The sequence below is a fragment of the Lentzea pudingi genome (assembly GCF_014646255.1).
Classification (GTDB): domain Bacteria; phylum Actinomycetota; class Actinomycetes; order Mycobacteriales; family Pseudonocardiaceae; genus Lentzea; species Lentzea pudingi.
The window spans coordinates 29,107-51,409 of record NZ_BMNC01000027.1; the positions used below are offsets into that span (position 1 = coordinate 29,107).

21 protein-coding genes, 3 tRNA genes and 1 other RNA gene are annotated in these 22,303 nt (G+C 68.1%); 18 read left to right on the forward strand and 7 right to left on the reverse strand.

Annotated features, from left to right (window positions below; translation table 11 throughout):
* Window positions 1-8: 8 nt before the first annotated feature.
* Window positions 9-82 (forward strand) — tRNA-Met (locus IEY88_RS41945).
* A gap of 250 nt (window positions 83-332) precedes the next feature.
* Window positions 333-406: transfer RNA gene (locus IEY88_RS41950), tRNA-Met, on the forward strand.
* Between the two features lie 127 nt (window positions 407-533).
* Here the strand turns inward: IEY88_RS41950 and IEY88_RS41955 are convergent.
* The gene (locus IEY88_RS41955) at window positions 534-743 is read right to left on the reverse strand and encodes a hypothetical protein (RefSeq protein ID WP_229694266.1); all 210 of its coding nucleotides are present in this window, start codon (window positions 741-743) and stop codon (window positions 534-536) included.
* Between the two features lie 388 nt (window positions 744-1,131).
* Between IEY88_RS41955 and IEY88_RS41960 the strand changes: the two genes are divergently transcribed.
* The 6 genes from IEY88_RS41960 to IEY88_RS41985 all read left to right on the forward strand — a co-directional run bounded on the left by IEY88_RS41960 (window position 1,132) and on the right by IEY88_RS41985 (window position 6,064).
* On the forward strand, window positions 1,132-1,632 hold the full coding sequence (locus tag IEY88_RS41960) for a PadR family transcriptional regulator (RefSeq protein WP_030481522.1): 501 nt from the start codon (window positions 1,132-1,134) through the stop codon (window positions 1,630-1,632).
* 187 nt (window positions 1,633-1,819) lie between these two features.
* Complete coding sequence (gene prfB / locus IEY88_RS41965) at window positions 1,820-2,923, forward strand: peptide chain release factor 2 (RefSeq protein ID WP_189160481.1); 1,104 nt, start codon at window positions 1,820-1,822, stop codon at window positions 2,921-2,923.
* Between the two features lie 174 nt (window positions 2,924-3,097).
* A complete protein-coding gene (ftsE, locus tag IEY88_RS41970) occupies window positions 3,098-3,787 on the forward strand; it encodes a cell division ATP-binding protein FtsE (protein WP_030470385.1) in 690 nt (229 codons plus the stop codon).
* Between the two features lie 40 nt (window positions 3,788-3,827).
* The gene (gene ftsX / locus IEY88_RS41975) at window positions 3,828-4,730 is read left to right on the forward strand and encodes a permease-like cell division protein FtsX (protein ID WP_189160482.1); all 903 of its coding nucleotides are present in this window, start codon (window positions 3,828-3,830) and stop codon (window positions 4,728-4,730) included.
* Window positions 4,731-4,760: 30 nt separating this feature from the next.
* Window positions 4,761-5,237: an SsrA-binding protein SmpB gene (gene smpB / locus IEY88_RS41980; protein ID WP_189160483.1), complete on the forward strand. Its 477-nt coding sequence runs from the start codon at window positions 4,761-4,763 to the stop codon at window positions 5,235-5,237.
* The gene (locus IEY88_RS41985; protein WP_189160484.1) at window positions 5,237-6,064 is read left to right on the forward strand and encodes an amidohydrolase family protein; all 828 of its coding nucleotides are present in this window, start codon (window positions 5,237-5,239) and stop codon (window positions 6,062-6,064) included. Before smpB ends, IEY88_RS41985 begins: the two co-directional genes overlap by 1 nt.
* On the opposite strand, the gene IEY88_RS41990 is transcribed toward IEY88_RS41985, so the two are convergent.
* Complete coding sequence (locus tag IEY88_RS41990; protein ID WP_189160485.1) at window positions 6,049-6,690, reverse strand: response regulator transcription factor; 642 nt, start codon at window positions 6,688-6,690, stop codon at window positions 6,049-6,051. The two genes, IEY88_RS41985 and IEY88_RS41990, sit on opposite strands and share 16 nt — an antisense overlap.
* Window positions 6,678-7,916: a sensor histidine kinase gene (locus IEY88_RS41995; protein WP_373294293.1), complete on the reverse strand. Its 1,239-nt coding sequence runs from the start codon at window positions 7,914-7,916 to the stop codon at window positions 6,678-6,680. The genes IEY88_RS41990 and IEY88_RS41995 overlap by 13 nt, the downstream gene beginning before the upstream one ends.
* Window positions 7,917-8,038: 122 nt before the next feature.
* On the opposite strand from IEY88_RS41995, the gene ssrA reads away from it, so the two are divergent.
* The 3 genes from ssrA (at window position 8,039) to IEY88_RS42010 (ending at window position 10,182) form a co-directional block, all read left to right on the forward strand.
* Window positions 8,039-8,416: a transfer-messenger RNA gene (gene ssrA, locus IEY88_RS42000) on the forward strand.
* Between the two features lie 152 nt (window positions 8,417-8,568).
* Window positions 8,569-9,531: a GlxA family transcriptional regulator gene (locus IEY88_RS42005; RefSeq protein WP_229694267.1), complete on the forward strand. Its 963-nt coding sequence runs from the start codon at window positions 8,569-8,571 to the stop codon at window positions 9,529-9,531.
* A gap of 42 nt (window positions 9,532-9,573) precedes the next feature.
* A complete protein-coding gene (locus tag IEY88_RS42010; protein WP_229694268.1) occupies window positions 9,574-10,182 on the forward strand; it encodes an HD domain-containing protein in 609 nt (202 codons plus the stop codon).
* Between the two features lie 5 nt (window positions 10,183-10,187).
* Here the strand turns inward: IEY88_RS42010 and IEY88_RS42015 are convergent, their stop codons facing one another.
* Window positions 10,188-11,111 (reverse strand): saccharopine dehydrogenase family protein, encoded by a 924-nt coding sequence (locus tag IEY88_RS42015; protein WP_189160487.1) that lies wholly within the window; start codon window positions 11,109-11,111, stop codon window positions 10,188-10,190.
* 52 nt (window positions 11,112-11,163) lie between these two features.
* Between IEY88_RS42015 and IEY88_RS42020 the strand changes: the two genes are divergently transcribed.
* Window positions 11,164-12,108, forward strand: a complete 945-nt coding sequence (locus tag IEY88_RS42020) for a GlxA family transcriptional regulator (RefSeq protein WP_189160488.1) — start codon at window positions 11,164-11,166, stop codon at window positions 12,106-12,108.
* 22 nt (window positions 12,109-12,130) lie between these two features.
* Window positions 12,131-13,543, forward strand: a complete 1,413-nt coding sequence (locus IEY88_RS42025) for an amino acid permease (protein ID WP_189160489.1) — start codon at window positions 12,131-12,133, stop codon at window positions 13,541-13,543.
* Here IEY88_RS42025 and IEY88_RS42030 read toward each other — a convergent pair.
* The 3 genes from IEY88_RS42030 to hrpB are packed head-to-tail and all read right to left on the reverse strand — an operon-like array spanning window position 13,528 to window position 17,522.
* Window positions 13,528-14,130, reverse strand: coding sequence for an HD domain-containing protein (locus IEY88_RS42030; protein WP_229694270.1), 603 nt, complete (start codon window positions 14,128-14,130; stop codon window positions 13,528-13,530). The genes IEY88_RS42025 and IEY88_RS42030 overlap by 16 nt on opposite strands.
* On the reverse strand, window positions 14,127-15,185 hold the full coding sequence (locus IEY88_RS42035) for a nucleotide disphospho-sugar-binding domain-containing protein (RefSeq protein WP_189160490.1): 1,059 nt from the start codon (window positions 15,183-15,185) through the stop codon (window positions 14,127-14,129). Before IEY88_RS42035 ends, IEY88_RS42030 begins: the two co-directional genes overlap by 4 nt.
* A 57-nt stretch (window positions 15,186-15,242) precedes the next feature.
* Entirely contained in the window at window positions 15,243-17,522 is a 2,280-nt protein-coding gene (hrpB, locus tag IEY88_RS42040) for an ATP-dependent helicase HrpB (RefSeq protein ID WP_189160491.1), read from the reverse strand.
* 26 nt (window positions 17,523-17,548) lie between these two features.
* Between hrpB and IEY88_RS42045 the strand changes: the two genes are divergently transcribed.
* The 5 genes from IEY88_RS42045 (at window position 17,549) to IEY88_RS42065 (ending at window position 21,891) form a co-directional block, all read left to right on the forward strand.
* Window positions 17,549-18,598, forward strand: coding sequence for a glycosyltransferase family 2 protein (locus tag IEY88_RS42045; RefSeq protein WP_189160492.1), 1,050 nt, complete (start codon window positions 17,549-17,551; stop codon window positions 18,596-18,598).
* Window positions 18,591-19,400, forward strand: coding sequence for a GNAT family N-acetyltransferase (locus IEY88_RS42050; protein WP_189160493.1), 810 nt, complete (start codon window positions 18,591-18,593; stop codon window positions 19,398-19,400). Before IEY88_RS42045 ends, IEY88_RS42050 begins: the two co-directional genes overlap by 8 nt.
* Window positions 19,401-19,450: 50 nt before the next feature.
* Window positions 19,451-20,737 carry an MFS transporter gene (locus tag IEY88_RS42055; protein WP_189160494.1) on the forward strand — a complete coding sequence of 429 codons (1,287 nt, stop codon included), beginning with the start codon at window positions 19,451-19,453 and terminating at the stop codon, window positions 20,735-20,737.
* A gap of 46 nt (window positions 20,738-20,783) precedes the next feature.
* Window positions 20,784-21,569, forward strand: a complete 786-nt coding sequence (locus tag IEY88_RS42060; protein ID WP_189160495.1) for a DsbA family protein — start codon at window positions 20,784-20,786, stop codon at window positions 21,567-21,569.
* A 249-nt stretch (window positions 21,570-21,818) separates the two neighbouring features.
* Window positions 21,819-21,891 (forward strand) — tRNA-Ala (locus IEY88_RS42065).
* Window positions 21,892-22,303 lie beyond the last annotated feature (412 nt).

Genomic DNA, 22,303 nt, shown 5'->3' on the forward strand with positions numbered 1-22,303 from the left:
ATTACCGACGCGGGGTGGAGCAGCTCGGTAGCTCGCTGGGCTCATAACCCAGAGGTCGCAGGTTCAAATCCTGTCCCCGCTACAAGGCAGAAGCCCGGAACCATCAGGTTCCGGGCTTCTTGCTTTTCTGCAACTGCATCCGCCGCCGCACGGTCATGACTTTTGTTCGAACCGAGGCCTGTCCGGCAATCCTCGGCCCAACGGTCGCCTGTAGCGCACACGCTGCCTCTGACCTGCGGGGATGCGGTTAGAGGGGGGTGGTGGAAAAGCGGTTTTCGGAGGGTGTAGAGTTCTCCTTACAACAGCAAGACAGCAACACAAGTTAGAAGCGGCGCGGGGTGGAGCAGCTCGGTAGCTCGCTGGGCTCATAACCCAGAGGTCGCAGGTTCAAATCCTGTCCCCGCTACTAACGTCAAGAAGGCCTGTTCGCGGAGATCGCGAACAGGCCTTCTTCGTTTTGTGTTGAGGGATGTGCCCCTGCGGGCCGGTGCCGGGGGCGAACCCCCGGACTCGTGGGCGGGCCGTCGGGTCGTTCAGGTCATGTTCTCCGCCCAGTACTGCGCGCACAGCATGCTGGAGCAGATGCGGCCCTGTCCGCTGACGGTGCGGTGCTTGCGGATCTGCTTGCCGCAGACCATGCACTCGTCCTTGCCGGCCTGCTCCGGGATGCCTCCCGTCACCCACGCCCTGGTGTGCGCCGCCACCTTCTTGTGGTCCAGCCACTTCAAGTTCAGGTTCTTCACGGTCCCCGACCTCCGTCGTCCAACTGCGCCGTTCCTGGCAGTAATCATTTTCCTGGAACTTCAGGCGTGGGAAAGGGGTCCGCGCGTACATCACCAGGTCGTGCGACGCCGGACCCCGACCGTCCATTCGGGTGGCTTCGGCCGGTGAGACCCGTACCGCCGATCGAGTGAGAGCGGGGGACTTTCGTTTCTGCGAAAGGACTTTTCCATCCGGGATGGACACAGACGGTCAAGAGGCCAAACGCGTGAGGCTCGGAAACTGCCGCTTACTCAGCGGAACTTTTCGTTGCTCCGCATGGCCCATCAGACTAGCCCGGTGATCAGCCACTGTGGACAGAACGGCTGACCATTGTGGACAGCTTCCCCCGGACGTGGGAACGTTGCTGGTGTGTCAGACCTGAATGCGACCGCAGCCGCCCTGCTCGGGCTGCTGCACGACGGACCCAAGACCGGTGGCCAGTTGGTGGCGGAGGCAGGAGACCGCTTCGGCGCGTTCTTCAGCGTGACCCGCTCCCAGGTGTACCGCGAGCTGCCCGCGCTGGCGGACCTCGGCCTGCTGCGCCTCGGCAAGCAGGGACCGCGGTCCAGCCAGCAGTACGTGCTGACTGCCGCGGGCAAGAAGGCCTTCAAGAACTGGCTGCTGTCCGAGCCGGGCCCGGACCACCTGCGCAGCCCGCTCATCCTGCGCCTGGTGCACGCCGGTTCGCTGACCGCGAAGCAGCGTGAGTCCCTGATCACGACCGCGCGTTCGACGTACGGTCAGGAACAGGAGAGCGCGAAGAGCGCGGCCAAGACGGCGGAGGACCCCTACGCCAAGGCGGTGGCCGAGTTCGGTCTCGCTCACGCGAAGGCCGTTCTCAAGCTGCTGGACGCCATCCCCACGGCCTGATCGTGACGGCCGTGGACTGACGCCGGTCGCTTCCGGCGCCTGGCGGGGCGTGCGCGGTACCGGCCCGGTACCGCGATGCTGCTGCCTGGACGCCGGAAGCGCGCGACGCCGGTCCACGGCCACCGCGCCGAGAGCGCCAGCACGCACCGGTCGCGACCGGTGGCCGGTGCTGGCGTAATCTTTTTGCGTGAACCCGGACGTCGAAGCAGACATCAAGGAACTCTCCGCGACGCTCTCGAGCATCGAGGCGGTGCTGGACCTCGATGCGTTGCGCGCCGCTGTCGCGGACCTGGAGGCGCAGGCGACCCGCCCCGACCTCTGGGACGACCAGGAGAAGGCGCAGAAGGTCACCAGCCAGCTCTCCCACAAGCAGGGCGAGCTGCGTCGCGTAACCGGCCTGCGCCAGCGCCTCGACGACCTGCCGTTGCTGTACGAACTGGCGGAAGAGGCCGAGGACGCCGAAGCGGCGGCCGACGCGGACACCGACCGCGCCAAGCTGCGCGAGGAGATCGCGAGCCTCGAGGTGCGCACGCTGCTGTCCGGCGAGTACGACGAGCGCAACGCGCTCATCACCATCCGCGCCGAAGCCGGTGGCGTCGACGCCGCGGACTTCGCCGAGATGCTGCTGCGCATGTACTCGCGCTGGGCCGAGCGCCACAACTACGGCGTCGACGTGTTCGACACGTCCTACGCCGAAGAGGCGGGCATCAAGTCCGCCACGTTCCGCGTCAGCGCGCCCTACGCCTACGGCACGTTGAGCGTCGAGCAGGGCACGCACCGCCTCGTGCGCATTTCGCCGTTCGACAACCAGGGCCGCCGCCAGACGTCGTTCGCCGGCGTCGAGGTGGTGCCCGTCGTCGAGCAGACCGACCACGTCGAGATCGACGAGAAGGACCTGCGCGTCGACGTCTACCGCTCGTCCGGCCCCGGCGGCCAGGGCGTCAACACGACCGACTCGGCGGTGCGCCTCACGCACATCCCGACCGGCATCGTCGTGTCCTGCCAGAACGAGCGCTCGCAGCTGCAGAACAAGGCCACGGCCATGAACGTCCTGCAGGCGAAGCTGCTCGAGCGCCGCCGGCAGGAGGAGCAGGCGAAGATGGACGCGCTGAAGGACTCCGGCTCCAGCTGGGGCAACCAGATGCGCTCCTACGTGCTGCACCCGTACCAGATGGTCAAGGACCTGCGGAACAACCACGAGGTCGGCAACCCGTCCGCGGTGCTCGACGGCGAGATCGACGACTTCCTCGAGGCCGGCATCCGGTGGCGCAAGCAGTCCCAGCAGGGATAGCCCACAGCTGAGGTCGAAGAGCACGTTCAGCCCCGAACGAGGGCCGGACGTGCTCTTTTCGTGAACGGGTCGTGCCTGGTCGGACACGCCGCGTCGAGGTTCCAGCCGCCCTTCCGGGGCTCGAAGTTAACCGGAACGGGGGCTTTACCCCGGCCATGAGTAGACTCGCGCCTCGTGATTCGTCTCGAACACGTTTCCAAGGTCTACAAGACCTCCACGCGTCCTGCGCTCGACGACGTGTCCGTCGAGATGGAGAAGGGCGAGTTCGTCTTCCTGATCGGGCCCTCGGGCTCCGGCAAGTCGACGTTCCTGCGCCTGCTGCTGCGCGAAGAGGTGCCGACCAGGGGACGCGTCTACGTCTCCAACTTCGACGTCGCCAAGATGTCGCGGCGCAGGGTCCCCCGCCTGCGGCAGTCGATCGGCTGCGTGTTCCAGGACTTCCGTCTTCTGCCCACGAAGACGGTGGCGGAGAACGTCGCCTTCGCGCTCGAGGTCATCGGCAAGCCCCGCAACACCATCGTCAAGGTGGTGCCGGAGGTGCTGCAGCTGGTGGGCCTCGACGGCAAGGAGGACAGGTTCCCGACCGAGCTGTCAGGTGGTGAGCAGCAGCGCGTCGCGATCGCCCGTGCGTTCGTGAACCGCCCGCTGGTGCTGATCGCCGACGAGCCGACCGGAAACCTGGACCCCGACACGAGCCAGGACATCATGTTGCTGCTGGAGCGGATCAACCGCACTGGCACGACCGTCATCATGGCCACCCACGACCACGGCATCGTCGACTCGATGCGCCGCCGAGTGGTTGAGCTGTCGTACGGCAAGGTCGTCCGCGATGACGCGCGTGGCGTTTACGGCGTTGGCCGTTAAGCGCTCCTAGTCCCCGAAACCCCAAGGAACCCCGCCCCCGATGCGTACCAGCTTCGTGTTCAGCGAGGTCATCACCGGACTTCGCCGGAACGTCACGATGACGATCGCGATGATCCTCACGACCGCCATCTCGCTCGGGCTGCTCGGCGGTGGTCTGCTCGTCGTCCGCATGGTCGACAAGATGCAGGCCAACTACGCGGGCAAGCTCGAGGTCTCCCTGCTGCTGACGAACGATGTCAGCGCCAACGACAAGGACTGCACACAGCAGCCGTGCGCGGGCCTGCGTTCCGCCCTGGAGCAGACGTCCGGCGTCGAGACCGTGGTGTTCCAGAACCGCGACGAGGGCTTCGAGCGCTTCAAGCGCATCTTCGAGGCCCAGCCGGAACTGCTCAAGCTCGCGCGTCCCGAAGCCATCCCGGCGACGATCCGCGTGAAGCTGGAGGACCCGGAGCGCACCGACGTCATCAAGCAGGCCTTCGAGGGCAAGCCGGGGGTGAAGGCCGTCGACGACCAGGGCAAGTTCCTCGACCGGTTCTTCGAGATTCTCAACGGCATCCGTGACGGCGCGCTCATCCTCGCGCTCATCCAGGCGTTCGCCGCGTTGCTGCTGATCTCGAACACCATCCAGGTGTCGGCGTTCACCCGCCGGGTCGAAGTCGGCATCATGCGCCTGGTCGGCGCGACCCGCTGGTACACGCAGCTGCCCTTCCTCATCGAGGCGGTCGTGGCCGGCATCGTGGGCGCTGTCTGCGCGGTCGTCCTCCTGGTGCTGGCGAAGGCGTTCTTCCTCGACCGGGTCACCGGAAACCTCACGGAGTCGGGCATCATCCCGCCCACCGGGTACCTGGACATCCTGATCGTGTCGCCCTGGCTGTTCCTCGTCGCGATAGTCATCTCGGCGACGACCGGCTACGTGACACTGCGTCTCTACGTGCGCCTTTAAGTATTTTGCCGAGCATTTAGACTGGTCGTCATGGTCAAGGAACGCGGGCAGAAGGTCATCGCGTCGAACCGCAAGGCTCGGCACGACTGGTCCATTCTGGACACCTACGAGGCGGGCATTCAGCTCGTCGGCACCGAGGTGAAGAGCCTGCGCATGGGACGGGCGTCCCTCGTGGACGCCTTCGCCCAGGTCGACGACGGCGAAATCTGGCTGCACGCGCTGCACATCCCGGAGTACGTCGCGGGCACCTGGACGAACCACGAGGTCCGGCGCAAGCGCAAGCTCCTGCTGCACAAGGCGGAGATCGAGCGGCTGATCGGCAAGACCAAGGAGTCCGGTCTGTCGCTCGTGCCGCTGCAGATGTACTTCAAGGACGGGTACGTCAAGGTCGAGATCGCGCTCGCGAAGGGCAAGAAGTCCTACGACAAGCGCCAGGACCTGGCCAAGCGCGACGCGAACCGCGAGATCGCGAAGGCGCACGGCCGGGCCCTGAAGGGTCGCTACTGATGGCACTGGTGGACGTCCACGTCCACTTCATGCCGCAGAACGTCCTGGACAAGGTCTGGGCCTACTTCGACCGCGTGCGCGAAGCCGGGGTCGAGTGGACCATCCAGTACCGCACCGACGAGAACGCCCGGCTCACCGCACTGCGGGAGCTGGGCGTCGTCGCGTTCGCGCCCCTGCTCTACCCGCACAAGGCCGGCATGGCGCAGTGGCTGAACGAGTGGGCGGCCGACTTCGCGGCGCGGGTTCCCGAGGCGGTGCCGACAGGCACGTTCTACGCCGAACCGGGCGCCGAGGCGTACGTGCGCAAGGCCCTGGAGGCCGGTGCGCGCTGCTTCAAGTCGCACGTCCAGGTCGGTGGCTACGACCCGCGTGACGCGCTGCTGGACGGCGTCTGGGGCCAGCTCGCGGAAGCCGGTGTGCCCGTGGTCGTGCACTGCGGCGACGGGCCGATGCCGGGGGAGTTCACCGGTCTCGGGGTCTTCGAAGAGGTGCTGAAGAAGCATCCACGGCTGACGGCCGTCCTCGCGCACGCCGGGATGCCGGACTACTCAGGCGCGTTGGACCTCGTGGACCGCTATCGGAACGTGCACGTCGACACGACGATGGTCGGCGTTCCGTTCACCGAGCAGATGACGCCGCTGCCGGCGGACTGGCGTTCGCGGATCGCGGGGATGGCCGGCCGGGTGGTGCTGGGCACCGACTTCCCGAACATCCCGTACCCCTACGAGGTGCAGCTCGACGCCATCCGGTCGTGGGGCCTGGACGCCGCCGCCGAACAGGCGGTCCTGCACGACAACGGCGCCCGTCTGCTTCAGCTGTCGAGGTAGGCGAGCACGGCGCGCACCCGGCGGTGCTCCGAGTTCGACGGCTCCAGGCCGAGCTTCGCGAAGATGTTGCCGACGTGCTTCTCGACCGCGCCGTCGGACACCACGAGCGTGCCGGCGATGGCCGTGTTCGACAGGCCCTGCGCCATCAGGCCGAGCACCTCGCGTTCGCGCGGCGTCAGCTTGTCGACAGGGCTCTTCTTGCTGCGCACCATGAGCTGCGTGATCACCTCGTGGTCGATGCTCGTGCCACCGTCGGCGACCCGGCGCACCGCGTCGACGAACTCCTTGACGTCGGCTACCCGTTCCTTGAGGAGGTAGCCGACGCCGCTCGCGCCGCCCGCGAGGAGCTCCACGGCGTAGCGCTCCTCGACGTACTGCGACAGCACCAGCACCGGCAGCCCCGGATGGCGGCGGCGGCACTCGATGGCGGCGCGCAGGCCCTCGTCGGTGAACGTCGGCGGCATCCGCACGTCCACCACGCACAGGTCCGGCTTGTGCTCGGTGACGGCGTCCAGCAGATCGTCACCGTTCTCCACCGCGGCGACCGTCTCGATGCCCTCGTCGGCGAGCAGGCGCTGCACGCCCACTCTCAGCAGCACCGAGTCCTCAGCTATCACCACGCGCACGGCAACTCCGCTCGAATGACGGTCGGCCCACCAGGAGGGCTGACGACGACAACCACACCGTCGATCGTGGCAGCCCGGTCCGCGAGCCCGGCGAGCCCGCCGCCGTGCCTCAGCTCCGCGCCACCCTGACCGTTGTCGGTGACCTCCACCAGCACCCCGGTGTCCACCCTGTTGACCCGCACGGTCGCCTTGGTGCCGTTGGAGTGCTTGGTGATGTTCGTGAGCGCTTCGCCGACCGTGAAGTAGGCGGCGCTCTCCACCGATGTCGGAGGCCGCGGATCCACGTTGACCTGCAGGTCGACCTCGATCGGCACACGGGCGGCGAGCGCGGACAACGCGGCGTCGAGCCCCCGGTCACCCAGGACCGACGGGTAGATGCCCCGCGCCAGGTCCCGCAGTTCCTTGATGGCGAGCTTCGCGTCCGCGTGCGCCTCCGCGATCAGCTCGGCGGCACCCTCCGGGTCGGTGTCCATCTTGGACTTCGCCCGGCCCAGCCCCATCGCCACCGCCACCAGCCGTTGCTGGGCACCGTCGTGCAGGTCGCGTTCGATGCGCCGGCGCTCCGCCTCGGCCGCCTCCACACCACGCGCCCGGCTCGACTGGAGACGTTCCGCCTCGATCGCCAGCGCGTCCGCCCGCGTCGGACCGAGCATGGCGCGCGCGAACCTGCCGTGCACCGCGCCGAGAGCCCTCGTGCCGAGAACGGCGAACGGGATCAGCGCCAGCCCGATCAGCGACACCGGCAACGCCGACACGAACGAGTCGATCGTCCAGAAATCGCCCACGATCACCGCGAACGGCGCCGTGCCGATCCAGAACGGCACCGCGATGAACGCCGCCACGACCGTCCACATGGCGAGGACGGAGGCGAACTCGAGGATGCCGACCGGCAGGAGCAGCAGGAGGTAACCGAAGTCGCGCCACGTCGCCGGATCCGTGAACTGCGCCTTCCAGCGCTGCCACAGCGTGCCCGACGGCCTCTCCCGGTAAGGCTGGGGGATGTCCGTGCGCAGCGCCGCCCTCACCCACGACCGCTCGATCGTCGCGCCACCCCGCACGACGTTCATCGCGAGCCACAGCAGCGGCAGACCCACCCAGATGATCGCTGTCGCGAACCCGACCACGGTCAGCACCACGGAGAGGGTGAACCAGAAGATGCCGGTCACCAGGTTGGTCAGCAGGTAGAACCCGGCTGCGAGCGCGTTCGGTTTCCTCATGACGTCCATGGTGTCGTTACCGCTGGTCAGAGACCATCTGGCCAGCCATCCGGTCGAAGGTGGGGACAGCCCTACCTGCCTCGGGAAGAACTCGCTGGCCCCAGTCGTTATGCTAGGTGCAACCACTACCAGGGGGTGAACGGTTTCGACTGTGAACGTTGATTCAGGGGAAGCGTGCCGGTGCAGGCGAGAGACCACCGTTAAGCGTCATCGCAAACCAATAAGCGCCACGTCTAACGACAAGCGCACCGCGTACGCTCTCGCTGCCTGACAGCGGAGCTAGCGGTTGTCGGCCTAGGAGTGCCTTCGGCCTAGTTCCCGGCATCAGCTAGAGGGCTTACCTGCAGTCTCGGTCGCGGAGACTGTTCGGGAAACTCACAGCGACTGGGCCCGTCACACCTGCTCGTTCGCGTGACTGGTGGGGTCAAGCAGAGACATAGCGGACTGCGCACGGAGAAGCCCTGATGAACCGGCACAGGACCCGGGTTCGATTCCCGGCACCTCCACTCTTTGGGTGAGTGCTGTTCGTGGACAGCACTCACCTATCACTCGTTCCGGGTGTCTTCTGGGGGCCGAGCCCCCAGACCCCCACGCCGGGGGCGAGCCCCCGGACCCCCGCCCGCCTCGTCGCTTCGCGACCTTGGCGGGCCATCATGTGGTTGTGGCTCGGGTGGTTGTTTTTCTTGTCTTTGATGGTGTGACCATGCTCGACGTGGTTGGGCCCGCTGAGGTGTTTGTTGAGGCCAATGCGGCTGGGGCCGACTACTCGCTTCGCTACGTGTCGTCGTCTGGCGCGCCGGTGGTGACGTCTGTGGGGATTCGGCTTCCCGTGGATGGCACGCCTGGTGATGTTGTTGAGCTGGACACCGTTGTTGTGTCTGGTGGTGAGGTGCTGGTCGGGCTTCCCGTGCCGGAGGCGCTTGTTGGTGCTGTTCGGGAGTTGGCGGCTCGGGCTCGGCGGGTGGTGTCGATCTGTACTGGGGCCTTTGTGTTGGCGGCTGCTGGGGTGTTGGACGGGCGGCGGGCCACCACTCATTGGAGGCAGGCTGGGCGGTTGGCTCGGGGGTATTCCGGGGTCGAGGTGGTGCCTGACGCGATCTTCGTTGAGGACCGTGGGGTGTTCACGTCTGCTGGGGTGTCTGCGGGGATGGACCTCGCGTTGGCGTTGGTGGAGCGTGACTGCGGGGCTGATCTGGCTCGGACTGTGGCTCGGAGTCTGGTGATGTTCATGCAGCGGCCCGGTGGGCAGTCGCAGTTCTCGGCGCCTTTGCGAGGGCGTACGCCTCGGGCGCCGGTGTTGCGGGAGGTTGTCGACCTCGTGGCCGCGCAGCCTGGGCTTGATCACAGTGCTTCGGCGATGGCTGGTCGGGTCGGGGTGAGTGCTCGGCATTTGGCTCGGTTGTTCGCTGCTGAGTTGGAGACGACGCCTGCTCGGTTCGTGGAGCAGGTGCGGCTGGATCACGCCAAGGTGTTGCTGGACGCGGGGCACTCGGTGGCTCAGGCGGCGCGGCTGGCCGGGTTCGGGAGTTCCGAGACCATGCGGCGGGTGTTCGTGGGTTGGCTTGGGGTGTCGCCCAGTGAGTATCGGGCGCGGATGTCCACATCTGTGGGGTTGCGGTCCTGATTGACGGTGGGACGGCTGTGCTTTTGGGATGACCATTGCGGCATGGCTGAGGTTGTTGCTGGTGTGGTTGTTCCTGATTCCGAGCTTGTGCGGGCCGCTACCGAGCTGGTGCGTGAGGTTGCGGACGACACGTTGTTCCACCATTCGCGGCGGGTGTTCCTGTGGGGTGCGTTGAAGGTCGCTGCGCGTGGGGTGGATGTTGATCTGGAGCTGGCCTACGTGGGTGGGCTGTTTCACGACCTCGGGCTGACGTCGGCTTATGCGTCTGCGGGGCGGCGGTTCGAGATCGACGGGGCTGAGGCTGCTCGGGAGTTCTTGTTGTCGCATGGGCGGTCTGAGGCGGATGCGCGCAACGTGTGGCTGGCCATCGCGTTGCACACGACGCCTGAGGTGCCGGAGCACCTGTCGCCCGAGGTTCTCGCGGTGGCGTTGGGGGTCAAGACCGATGTGCTCGGGGTTGGGCTTGACGAGTTGAGTGCCGAGCAGCGGGCGGAGGTTGTGCGTGTGCATCCTCGGCCTGACTTCAAGAATCGGATTCTGAAGGCGTTCTACGACGGTATGGCCCATCGGCCTGACACCACTTACGGGACGATGAACGACGACGTGCTGGCGCACTTCGATCCCGTCGTTTCGGCGTACGGACTTCGTTGACGTCATCAAGAGCAGTGCTTGGTCTGAATGACGGGTGCGAGGGCGGTCAGGAAGTCTGCGGCGTCGAACATCGCGCCGGCTGACGCTACGCCGGTGGTGGCGAAGCGGCCTGAGAGCAGGCGTTCTGCTGCTTCTACGGCCAGAGGGGCGCTCACGGCGTAGATGTCCTTGCCTGAGGCGGTCATGCGGCGTTCTTCGCCTGCTCGGCGGACGCGGACGTCGATCTCGAAGGTCTCCGGCTCCTGGCGTGATGCAGCGGCGGCCAGTCCGTCAGCGGCCTCTCGTGACATGTAGTTGGTCACCGATGGGATTTGCAGGTGGCTGGGCACCGTGACGATGTCGGCCATTGAGAAGTCGGCGATCACCTCGCGGGTGTGGGTGGGGAAGTCCCAGGTGAGGGTTGGTGGGGTGTCGTTGTGGTAGTTCAGGCTCCCGTTGCGGAAGCGGACTCGTCGGCCTTCGCGGCGGTCTCGGGAGACCTGGCCCGCGGTGAGGGTGCCCGGGCTGGGCTGCCAGCCGCTGAGGCCGTAGGCGATGTGGGCCTCGTTGGCGGTGGGCCAGTCGGCCATTGCTGCGGTTACCAGGAGGTCGCTCAGGCCGCCGAAGAAGGCCATTGCGGGGACTGCGGGGATTGAGGCGCCTCTGGTGAACGTGTCGGCGTTCGCCTCGATTTCGGCTGCCACGTCGATGTACGGGATGCCGGCTCGTTCGGCTGCGGCCAGCAGCGGTAGGGCCGTTATGGCGAACGGGCCGGCGGTGTTGATTACCGCTTCGGCGCCGGTCAGAGCGTGGTCCAGGGCTGTTGGGTTGTTTGCTGTTGCCTGTGCGCGGCCGAACGGGAGTGGGGTGTGGCCGCGCTTTGCCAGTTCTGCCGCTACGAAGGTGCCGGTGAGGCCGGAGGCGCCGTAGACCGCGATCTTGTGTCCCATGTGATCAGTCAAGTCGCGCGGGTGGCTCTGGAACAGTGTCTGGAACGACGTGATGCGTACACTTTCGGACATGCTTGCGTTTGCTGTCGGTAGGGGGATGTTGCACTTCGAGCTGACTGCCACCTACGAGATCTTCACGGCGCCGCAGCTCGGCTACGAGGTGCGGATTTGTGGAGACGAGACGTCTCGTCTCGGTAGGTTCACGGTGGAACCCGATTTGCCGCTTGATCGGCTCGTGGAGGCGGACACCGTGGTCGTGCCCGCGATCGAGGACGTGGAGCAGCCGCTCGATCCGCGGTTGGTCGAGGCTGTGAAGGCGGCGCACGATGGTGGGGCGCGGATCGTGTCGTTGTGCACGGGGGCGTTCGTGCTGGCCGAGGCCGGGCTGCTCGACGGGTTGCGGGCCACTACGCACTGGGCGCACACCGATCAGTTGGCCGCGAGGTATCCGCGCGTCGAGGTTGATCCGGACGTGCTTTATGTCGACAACGGGCAGGTGCTGACGAGTGCGGGCAAGGCGGCGGCGATCGACCTGAGCCTGCACGTGATCCGGTGTGACTTCGGTGCTGGTACGGCCAACACGGCAGCGCGTCGGCTCGTCGTGCCGCCGCATCGGGACGGTGGGCAGGCGCAGTTCGTGCTGGCGCCGGTGCCGTCCGGGGAGGGGCATCCGCTCACTGAGTTGTTCGACTGGGTGTCGCTGCGGTTCGACCGGACGATCACCGTCGAGGACATGGCTCGGCAGGCCGGCATGAGCTCGCGGCACCTCGCCCGGCTCTTCCGGGCCGTGACGGGCACGACGCCGTTGCAGTGGCTGCACGTCCAACGGATCCGGCGCGCGCAGGAGCTGCTGGAGATGACGGACGACAGCGTGGACCAGATCGCGGAGGCGTCCGGGATGGGCACGGCCACGACGTTGCGGCGGCACTTCCACCGGACGGTCGGTGTGCCGCCGGACACGTACCGCCGTACCTTCCGGCCCGTCGGTGGCCGATAGGTCAGGGCGTTAGGTTGTCCTGATGAGCAACGGACAGCGCATCGGGGCGCGGGTGTTGCGGCGCAAGCCGATCGACCAGCTGACTCATCCCGGCAGCGAACTCAAGCGCACCATGGGCGTCGGCCACCTCACGATGATCAGCATCGGTGCCACGCTCGGCACCGGCATCTTCGTCGTGCTGGGGGAGGCGGTGCCGCAGGCCGGGCCCGCGATCGTGCTGTCGTTCGTGCTGGCGGGCATCACGGCGTTGTTCTCCGCGCTGTCGTACGCCGAGCTCGCGGGCCTGATCCCCGCGTCCGGTTCCTCGTACTCCTACACCTACGCGACGCTCGGCGAGATCGTCGCCTGGGTCTGCGGCTGGTGTCTCGTGCTGGAGTACGGCGTGTCGGTCGCGGCGGTCGCCGTCGGGTGGGGGCAGTACGTCAACGAGTTGCTGCACCTGGTGACGGGGCTGCGGATTCCGGACGTGCTGAGCCAGCCGCCGGGGGACGGCGGGATCGTCAACGTGCCCGCCGTGCTGGTCGTGGTGATCTCGATGCTGGTGCTGCTCGGTGGGGCGAAGGGCAGTGCGCGCACCAACACCGTGCTGGTGTGGGTGAAGGTCGGCGCGCTGCTGATGTTCTGCGCGGTCGCGTTCACCGCGTTCAAGGCGGGCAACTTCGCGCCGCTGTTCCCGTTGGGGCTGGCCGGGATGAGTGCCGGGGCGGCCACGTTGTTCTTCTCCTACATCGGGTTCGACGCCGCGTCGACGGCCGGTGAGGAGGCCAGGAACCCGCAGCGCGACCTGCCGCGCGCGATCATCATCTCGCTGGTCGTGGTCACCGCGCTGTACTGCGCGGTCGCACTGGCCGCGGTCGGGGCGATGCCGTGGCAGACCTTCGAGGGTACGGAGGCGGCGCTGGCGAGGGTGCTGACGGACAACACCGGCAGCACGATCTGGCCGATCCTGCTGTCTATCGGTGCTGTCGTCGCGATCACGTCGGTGGTGTTGACCGTCCTCTACGGACAGACGCGCATTCTGTACGCCATGTCGCGTGACGGGCTGGTGCCGTCGATCTTCTCGAAGCTGAGCCCTCGCACCGGTGTGCCGTTCGCGAACACGGTCGTGGTCGGGTTGTTCATCGCCGTGCTGGCCGCGCTGGTGCCCCTGGGGGCGCTGGCCGACGCGACGAGCATCGGCACGCTGTTCGCGTTCGGGCTGGTCAACATCGCGGTGATCATCCTGCGGCGCACAGAACCGGACCGCGAGCGCAGTTTCCGGGTGCCGTTCTCGCCCGTGACACCGTTGCTGGGCCTGGCTTTCTGCGTCTACATGATGTTCAGCCTCGGGCTGGAGACGTGGATCGCGTTCCTCGCCTGGATGGCCCTCGGGTTCGTCGTCTACTTCGGGTACAGCGTGCGGAAGGCACGTCTCGAGGTTCAGGCCAGGGACTGAAGCTCGCGGGCGAGGTTGCTCCGCGCGGCGGCGTCCCACCGCTGCCGCGCGGGTTCGCTCACGTACAGCGTCTCGCGGTCGAGCAGGCTCTCGAGCACCTTCGCGCGGCCCGCTCGCCACGTCGCGTCGTCGTACTGCGCGTACTCCTGGCGCACTGCCTGGCTGTAGCGGTCGTAGTGCTCCGGCTCCGAGCCGAGGATGGCCAGGTCGGCGTCGAGCAGCACGTGCGCCAGCGGGTCGTCGGACGAGTGCGTGATCGTGGCCAGCACCAGCGACTCCACGCGTGCGATGTGCGCTTCGTCCACGCCCGCCAGGCGTTCCCTGGCCCACGCGGCCGACGCGCGTTCGTCCTCACCGGGCCTGCTGTCGTAGATCACGTCGTGCGCGCAGGCCGCCAGGGCGAGGATCGCGCGCTCTTCCACGGTGAACGCGAACGCGTCCGCCAGCGCCGACGAGTCGCGGACGACGGACACGACGTGGAACGTGTTGTGGTAGGTCCGATGCGGTTCGGCGTAGCGCTCCATCAGATCGCCCGCGTCCGGCGCACCGCCGAGCGTGCGGACCGCGTCGTCCCAGATCCGTCTCACCGCGCCAGTTCCTCCTCGACGACGTCCGCGGCGAGCGTGCTGCCGCCCGCCCGCGCAATCATCCGCTGCATGTCCTTCACCCGCGCGGAAATAGCGGAATCCGAAGCCAGCTGACCCACCAACGAGCGCACACCCTCCACGGTCACCGTGTCGAGCAGCACACCGAGCCCCAGCTCCTCGACCCGCTGGCCGTTGAGCCGCTGGTCGGTCATGTGCGGCACGACGATCATCGGGACGCCGTGGTGCAGCGCCTCCATCACCCCGCCCATGCCCCCGCGCGTCACGAACACGCTGGCGTGCTCCAGCACCGCGAGCTGCGGCACCTCGTCGTGCGTCTCGACGTTCATCGCCGGACTCAGAACCTTGCCCTTCGTGACAAGGTGCCACGGCATGCCCCGCGCGGCGTCCGCGCAGACCTGCGTGCCCGTGGTCGCGAGCACCACCGGTCGGTCGGGCGGCGGTTTCCAGGTGCCCTGGAACTCGCGGCCGGTCAGGCACGGGCCGGTGAAGACGACGCGGTCGTCGAACGTGTGGCCCTGCGGCTGGAACTCCCTGGGGAACAGGGCGATCCGGCGGCGCGCGCCCGACACGAACTCCGGCAGCGAACTGCCGATGAAGCCGTGCACCCTGGTGAAGAACCTGATCGCGGCCGGGTCGAACGTGCGCGCCGGCAGCACCTCGGTGCCGAGCGACCAGTGCTCGTTGCTGCTCAGCAGCACTTCCACCAGCACGTTCGGCACGCCCAGCCGGTGCGCGATGACGCCACCGGACCAGGCCGCGATGTCCCACACGACCAGGTCCGGCGGGTCGTCGCGGAACGTGTCCACGAGCTGCGGCAACGCCGACTCGGCCTCGGCGAGCGCGAGCCGCGTGGCGTCGTAGAGCGAGCTGGGCAGCTCGTCCGGAAGCGTTGTGACGCACGGGATCGCGGTCGCACCGCACTCGGCGACGGCGGCGGTGAACGGCGCGGTGGCCGGGCAGCTCACCCGGTGGCCGCGGCGCACGAGCTCGGCGATCATCCCGAGCGCGGGCAGGAAGTGTCCGCGCTCCGGCATGAGGAAGACCGCGATGTGCGCCATAAGAGAGGTAAACGTTGTTCGATTCCTAATGGTTCATCTGCTCTTGTCCCAGGGGCGCTCCGGCCAGTGGTGCTTGGGGTAGCGGCCCTTGAGCTCGCTGCGGACCCGCAGGTAGCCGTTGCGCCAGAACGACCTGAGGTCGCTCGTCACGGCGGTCGGGCGGCCGGCGGGCGAGAGCAGGTGCACGACCACCGGGACGCCCGCGATGAGCGGTGTGTCGGCCCACTTCATGGCGTCCTGGATGCGGACCGAGAGAACGGGCTGGTCCTGGGTGTAGTCGATCTTGCCCTGGCCGATGCGCTCCGGGGCGAGCTTGTCGAACTCGGCCGCCTCCGGGTACGGCAGCAGGCTCCTCAGCAACGCCGTCGTGTCGATCTTGGCCAGGTCGGAGCGCTTCTTCGCCTTGCCGAGGTCGATCGCGCGGACCAGGGCCTCGTCGTCGACGCTCGGCCAGTCGCGGGTGCGGTGCAGGAACGCCATCCGTTCGCGCAGCCGCAACGCGCTGTCGGGCCATTTCAGCAGGCCGAGGCCCTCGGTCTCGAGGCCGAGGCGGAGTGCCTGCTGCGACTTGGCCAGGTCGTTGAGCGGGCGTTCGTCGAGGGTGATCGCGCCGAGCTTGCGGACCTCGTTCGCGACGACGTCACCGGTCCAGCGGATGTCGTCCTCGGTGTGCACGAGGGCCTTCGCGGCGGTAACGGCGAGTTCCTCGTCGGCCGGGGCGGCGAGGCGGACGCGGCCGTGCTTGCTGCCCGGTTCGCGGTCGGCGATCGCGATCGCCAGCCACTTGTGGAGCGAGTCGGTGTGCTCGACGGCCGTGCCGTTGGCCATCAGGTAGACGGAGCTGTTCTTGGAGCGGCGCTTCGCCAGCCGTTCCGGGTAGGCCAGCGCGACGACGAGGGCGGGATCGCCGTTGCCCGCCGGGTTGGTGCCGAGCTTCTCCAGCTTCTTGGCTTCCTGGCGCCACTTGCCGGGGGCCTTCAGCGCGGTCGCGAGGTCGCTTGTGGAGGTGTGCGTGCTGTCGTCGAGCAGCGCCACGACCTCGGCCGCGGTCCGGTTGCCCGCGAGCGCGCTGCCGTCGATGAGGGCGCGGCCGAGCCGGGGGTGCAGACCGACGCTCGCGATGCGGTCGCGACGGCCGGGTTCGAGCGCGCCGATGGCGTCGAGGGTCTCCTGCGCGGCCTTGAGCGCGCCCTCGGGCGGGGCGTCCCACCAGTTCAGGTTGCTGCCGTCCGGGGTGCCCCAGACCGCCAGTTCGAGCGCGAGCCTGGTCAGGTCGGCGGTCTTGATCTCCGGTTCCGGGTAGCGGGGGAGCGTCGAGTGCTCGTGCTCCGGCCAGCAGCGGTAGACCCGGCCCGGCGCCTCCCGGCCCGCACGCCCGGCGCGCTGGTCGGCGACCGCCTGGGAGACGCGGATCGTGGTGAGGCCGGCGAGGCCCCTGCGGTGGTCCACCCGCGGGACTCGGGCGAGACCCGCGTCCACGACCGCTCGCACTCCGGGGACGGTGAGGCTGGACTCGGCGATGCTCGTGGCGAGGACGACCCGCTGGTGGTCGCCGCGCCTGAGGGCGGCGTCCTGGGTCTGGGCGTTGAGCTGGCCGTGCAGAATCACGGTTTCCGCGTTGAGCAGGCGCGCGGTCCGGTTGATCTCCTTGACACCGGGCAGGAACGCGAGCACGTCGCCGTCCACTTCGGACAACGCCTTGTTGATGGCCCTCGCGACGGTGATCTCGATGTACTCGTTGCGCGCGGGCGGGACGTAGGTGAGCTCCGTCGGGAACATGCGGGACTCGGTGTGCAGGACCGGGGCGTCGAGCAGGTCCGAAAGGCGTTGGGCGGCAACGGTCGCGCTCGTGGCGAGGAGCTTGAGGTCCGGGCGCAGGCCCGCCTTGGCGTCCAGGAGGAGCGCGAGCAGGAGGTCGGCGTCGAGGTGGCGTTCGTGGCACTCGTCGAGCAGGACCGTGCCGACGCCCTTGAGCTCCTGGTCGTGCTGGAGCCTGCGGACGAGGAGACCGCTGGTGACGACCTCGATGCGGGTGTTCTTGCCGACCTTGCGGTCGCCCCTGACCGAGTAGCCGACGGTCTGGCCGACCGGTTCGCCCAGCAGGCTCGCCATGCGCGCGGCGGCGGCTCTCGCGGCGATCCGGCGCGGTTCGGCCACGACCACCTTGCCGTCGAACCTGCCTTCGAGGGCCAGCGGAACCAGCGTCGTCTTGCCGGTTCCCGGTGGCGCGACCAGCACGGCCGCCCCGCGTTCCTGGAGCTGCTCCAGGAGCTGGGGGAGAACGGATTTCACCGGGAGATCAGGCAGGTGCACGCCGTTGAGTGTGTCAGGGTTGGAGGATGGGGATGATCGGTGTGGCGTCTGGGGTCCTGTCCTTGTTGCGGTCGGGGCGGACCGTGCAGCAGTGGCGGCATGTGCCGGAGGTGTCGGCGTCGTCGGTGTCCGCGCCCGTTTTGGCCGTGGTGCCCGCACGCAACGAGGAAGCGACGTTGCCGCGCTTGTTGCCCGGTCTCGTTGGTCAGCCGGGTGTGCGCGTCGTGGTGGTGGACGACGCATCCGCGGACGCGACGGCCGCGGTCGCCCGGTCGCTGGGGGCCGAGGTGGTCGAGTCGTCCGGACCTCCTGACGGCTGGGCCGGGAAGACGCACGCGATGCATCTCGGTGTTCAGGCCGCTCAGGACGAGGAGTGGTTGTTGTTCGTGGACGCGGACGTGACCTGCACGCCCGACCTCGTCGGACGGCTGGTGGCGACGGCCGTGGAGTTGGGCGCGGACCTCGTGTCGTCGGCGGGGCGCGGAACCGGGCCGGCCTGGTGGTTCCTGCTGCCCGCTTTCAACACGCTGGTCTTCGAGGGCTCGCCACCGGACGGGCGCGGCCCGACGGCGCTCGCCGTCGGGCACTGCGTGCTGGTGCGGAGGGTCTCGTTCGACGCGGCCGGTGGCTGGGAGGAGCTCGCCGGGACCCATGCGGACGACGTGGGGCTGGGCACGTTGATCAGGGACTCGGGCGGGGTGGTGCGGTTCGTCGACGCCTCGATGCTGCTGACCACGTCGGGGATCGACACGTTGGCGGACTGCTGGCGGTCGTTGCGCAAGAGCATCCAACCGGCGTCGCGGGAGATGTTCGGGCCGTGGGGACGTCCGTTGTTGCTGGTCGCGGGGCTGCTGCACCTCGCCTACGGGCTGGTCCCGGTGCTGCGGTGGCGCTCGCCGTGGTCGTGGCTGGCGTGGTTCGCACAGGCCGTGTCGCACCGCGAGTACGTGCGGCGGGTCGGGCAGCCGGAGATCTCCGCTGTGCTGGCGCCGCTGTCGTGGGCGACGATCGGGGTGTTCCTCGTGGACTGCGCGTTGCGTCCAGGAGCCCAGTGGAAGGACCGCCGCGTTGGTTGACCCGTTGCGAGACCCGGACGACCCGGAGCTGCTCGACCCCTACCAGTCCCGATCGCTCGCGATCCTGGTGGAGGGAGCGCGGCTCGCGTCCGGGGCCGTCCGGTACGGCAAGGTGGGCAAGGTCGGCAGCGCCGCCGTGGTGGTCAACCGCGAGAACCCGCTGCCGTCGGGCAACTTCGGGTGCGCGCTGGACGGGACGTCGGTCGAGGTCGCGTCGACGCTGCTGCAGCTGGAACACACCTTCGCCGCGGTGGGACGTGCGGAGGCCGTCGTGTACGCGTCGCCGACCACCGTGGACGAGATCGAGGGCATCGCCGACGACTCCGGCTGGTACGCGGTCGAGGAACTGCAGACCGTGGTCCACCGCGGGCCTGCTTCGGTCGCCGAGGGGGTCCGGCGGGCGGCCGACGCGGACCTGCCGGGGATCGTCGAGCTGCTGTCCGACGAGCTGGTCGGGAACCGGGAGCGGCTCGGCCGGTGGCTCGGGCACCGGCTGGACGACCCGAGGTGCCTGGTGATGGTGGTGGACGACGGCGACCGGATCGGCGGGTTCGTGTCGGGGTTCGCCGAACGCGGTGTCGGCCTGGTCGAGCAGTGCGTGGTGCGTCCGGCGCGGCGGCGTCGTGGTGTCGGGCGGTCGCTGGTGGTGTCCGCTGCCGCTGAGCTGCGTTCGTCCGGCGCGGTGCTGGTCGCGTCGCAGGTGGACGAGGGGCCAGGGGAGCGGTTCGCCGAGGCGTGCGGGTTCGTTGCGGCGTATCCCGTGACTGCTTATGTACGCAGGGTGGATGAGCTACTCGACTGAGTTACTTAGTTGCCGCGTGACATATCCTTAGCAGGGCTAAGGGAGGCTTTGTGCGCGAGCGGTTGCCGGTCGAGGTGTGGGTTCTGGTCGCGGCGAGTTTCATCATCGCCGTGGGATTCGGGATCGTGGCACCCGTTCTGCCGGTGTACGCGGCCTCGTTCGGCGTCGGTCACACCGCCGTCGCGGCTCTGATCAGCGCTTTCGCGTTCGTCCGGCTGGCGTTCGCGCCGGTCAGCGGCAAGCTGGTCAACCGGTTCGGCGAGCCGCGGATCTACATCATCGGCATCCTGATCGTGGCGCTGGGCACGGCGATGTCCGGGTTCTCGACCAGCTACGCCGAGATGCTGTCCTGGCGTGCGCTGGCCGGAGTCGGGTCGACGATGTTCACGGTCGCGGCTCTCGGGCTGCTGATCCGGATCACGCCGGCGCCGATGCGCGGGCGGGCGTCCGGCATGTGGGCGGCGGGCTTCCTGGTCGGCAACGTCGCCGGTCCGATCATCGGCGCCGGGCTGGTGCCGTTCGGGCTGTGGGTGCCGTTCGTGTCGTACGGCGTGTTGCTGTGCCTCGCGGCGTTCGTCGTCTGGTTCTTCCTGCGGCGTTCGACGTTGGTCGAGATCGACCGCACCAACACGGAAACGCCCATGTCAGTGCGTCAGGCGGTGCGGCACCCCGCGTACCGCGCGGCCCTGGCGTCCGGGTTCGCCAACGGCTGGGCCGTGTTCGGCGTGCGGATCTCGCTGGTACCGGTGTTCGTCATCGAGGCCCTGGAACACAGCGCGGCCGTGGCGGGCATCTCGATGTCGGTGTTCGCGGCCGGCAACGCCGCGATGCTGTTCCTGTCCGGCAAGCTCGCCGACACCCGCGGCCGCAAGCCCGTCGCCGTCGTCGGCCTCGTGGTGGGCGGTCTCGCGACGATCTGGATGGGCTTCACCGGCGACCTGTGGACGTTCATGGCGGCCTCGCTGATCGCGGGCGCCGGCGCCGGGCTCCTGAACCCGCCGCAGAACGCGGTGGTGGCCGACGTCATCGGCGCGCGCGGCAAGGGCGGACCCGTGCTCGCGGGCTTCCAGATGGTGACGGACCTGGGCGCGATCATCGGCCCGATGGCCGCGGGCCTGCTGGCCGACTCGTTCGGCTTCGGAGCGTCGTTCGCCATCACCGGCGCATCGCTGCTGCTCGCGGTGGGCTTCTGGTTCGTCGCCCCCGAGACCCTGCCCACGCACGAGGACGAACACACGGCCGCCGCCGTCGCCCCCGAGTGCGGCGCCCTGGACGAGAGCGCCGAGATCCCGACCGGCGAACGGGTCGGCGGCAAGCCACGTCACCCGGAAGCGTGATTGCGCGCTCAGCTTTCTTTTAGTTTGTGTCGCTACGCTCGTCGCCGTGGGTGGAGCAGAGCGCAGTGCGCGGAAGAAGAAGCAGGCCGCGCGTGCGGTGGGCCAGGCTCGTTCGTCGGGCAGTTCCGATCGCACCAAGGTCATCGCGGGCATCGTCGTGGTGGCGGTGCTGGCCGTCGCCGTCATCGGTTACGTCATCTACGAACAGATGACGCCCTCCACATCGGGCACCGACGCGATCCCGCTGGCCCCGGCCGACCACACGATCTCCGCGCCGGCCGTCCGCGAGGGCGGCACCGTCCTCGTCGGCAAGGACACGGCCACCTTGACGGTCGACGTGTACGAGGACTTCCTGTGCCCGATCTGCGGCACGTTCGAGAAGACCTACGGCACCGACATCAAGAAGGCCGTCGAGGACGGCAAGGTCAAGATCCGCTACAACATCCTGCCGATGCTCAACCGCCTCTCGTCGCCGGAGGGCTACTCGACCGACTCCGCCAACGCCGCCCTGTGCGTGGCCGACGACGGCAAGTTCAACGCGTTCCACGCGGCGCTGTTCACCAAGCAGCCGGAGGAGGGCGAGGCCGGCTACACCAAGGACCAGCTCATCAAGCTGGGCAAGGAGGTCGGCGTGACCTCCGCGACCTTCGAGTCGTGCGTGCGGAACCAGACCTACAAGTCGCAGCTGGACGAGCTGATGTCCAAGACCAGCAACGACCCGGCGCTGCGCGATCCCGAATCCGGACGCTTCCGGGGCACGCCCAGCGTCGCGGCCGGCGGCAAGCTCGTGGACCTGGACAACAAGAACTGGCTCGCCGACCTGACCAAGTAGGCCGGTGTCCTCTGTGGACTTGGCGCGCGGTGTGCGTGCGGCTTTCGGGTCGTACGTGTGCCGCGCGTCACTTCGTTCGGGGGTGCCGGGTTCAGCAGGTGATTTGTGGTTCGTGTGTGGGGGCGGCACCCGGTTCTACCAGGTCGGATGTGGTTCTCAGGGGGCCGATTTTTATCTTGTGGCAGGGGTGTTGTACGGTATAGCCACACGAGAACGACGGGGAAACCCGGCGGGAACGTGGATCTTCAAGGGGCTGTGGCGCAGCTGGTAGCGCATCACACTGGCAGTGTGAGGGTCAGGGGTTCGAGTCCCCTCAGCTCCACAATTGAAGACAGCATATAAATCGCCCGCTGACCTGCAAGTATGAGGTTGGCGGGCGATCTTGTGTTTCTGTCCCGAGTGGATGGTTGTATCCCCAACTGGAGCAAAACTGGAGCACGGTCCTGTGCCCTGCGAAATAGGGTCACGTGGCTGCTCCAGGATCGGTCGCCCGGTCGGGTGGTTGTCCACAAGACTTTTGATCGCCTGCTGACGTGTCGGCGATGGCGTCTGGCATGGTCGATCGCGCCGCGCACGATGCGGGCGGACACCGTGCATTTGCGGGGCCAGCAGGTACGTGACCGTGGCGGTGTTGCCGGCCGGTGTCGTCTATCGCGCGTATGGACGCCGAAGCGGCCGAGGCTCTGCTGCTCGGCGGTCACGTTGTGGCGAACGCGTGCTGCGCATGAAGTTGG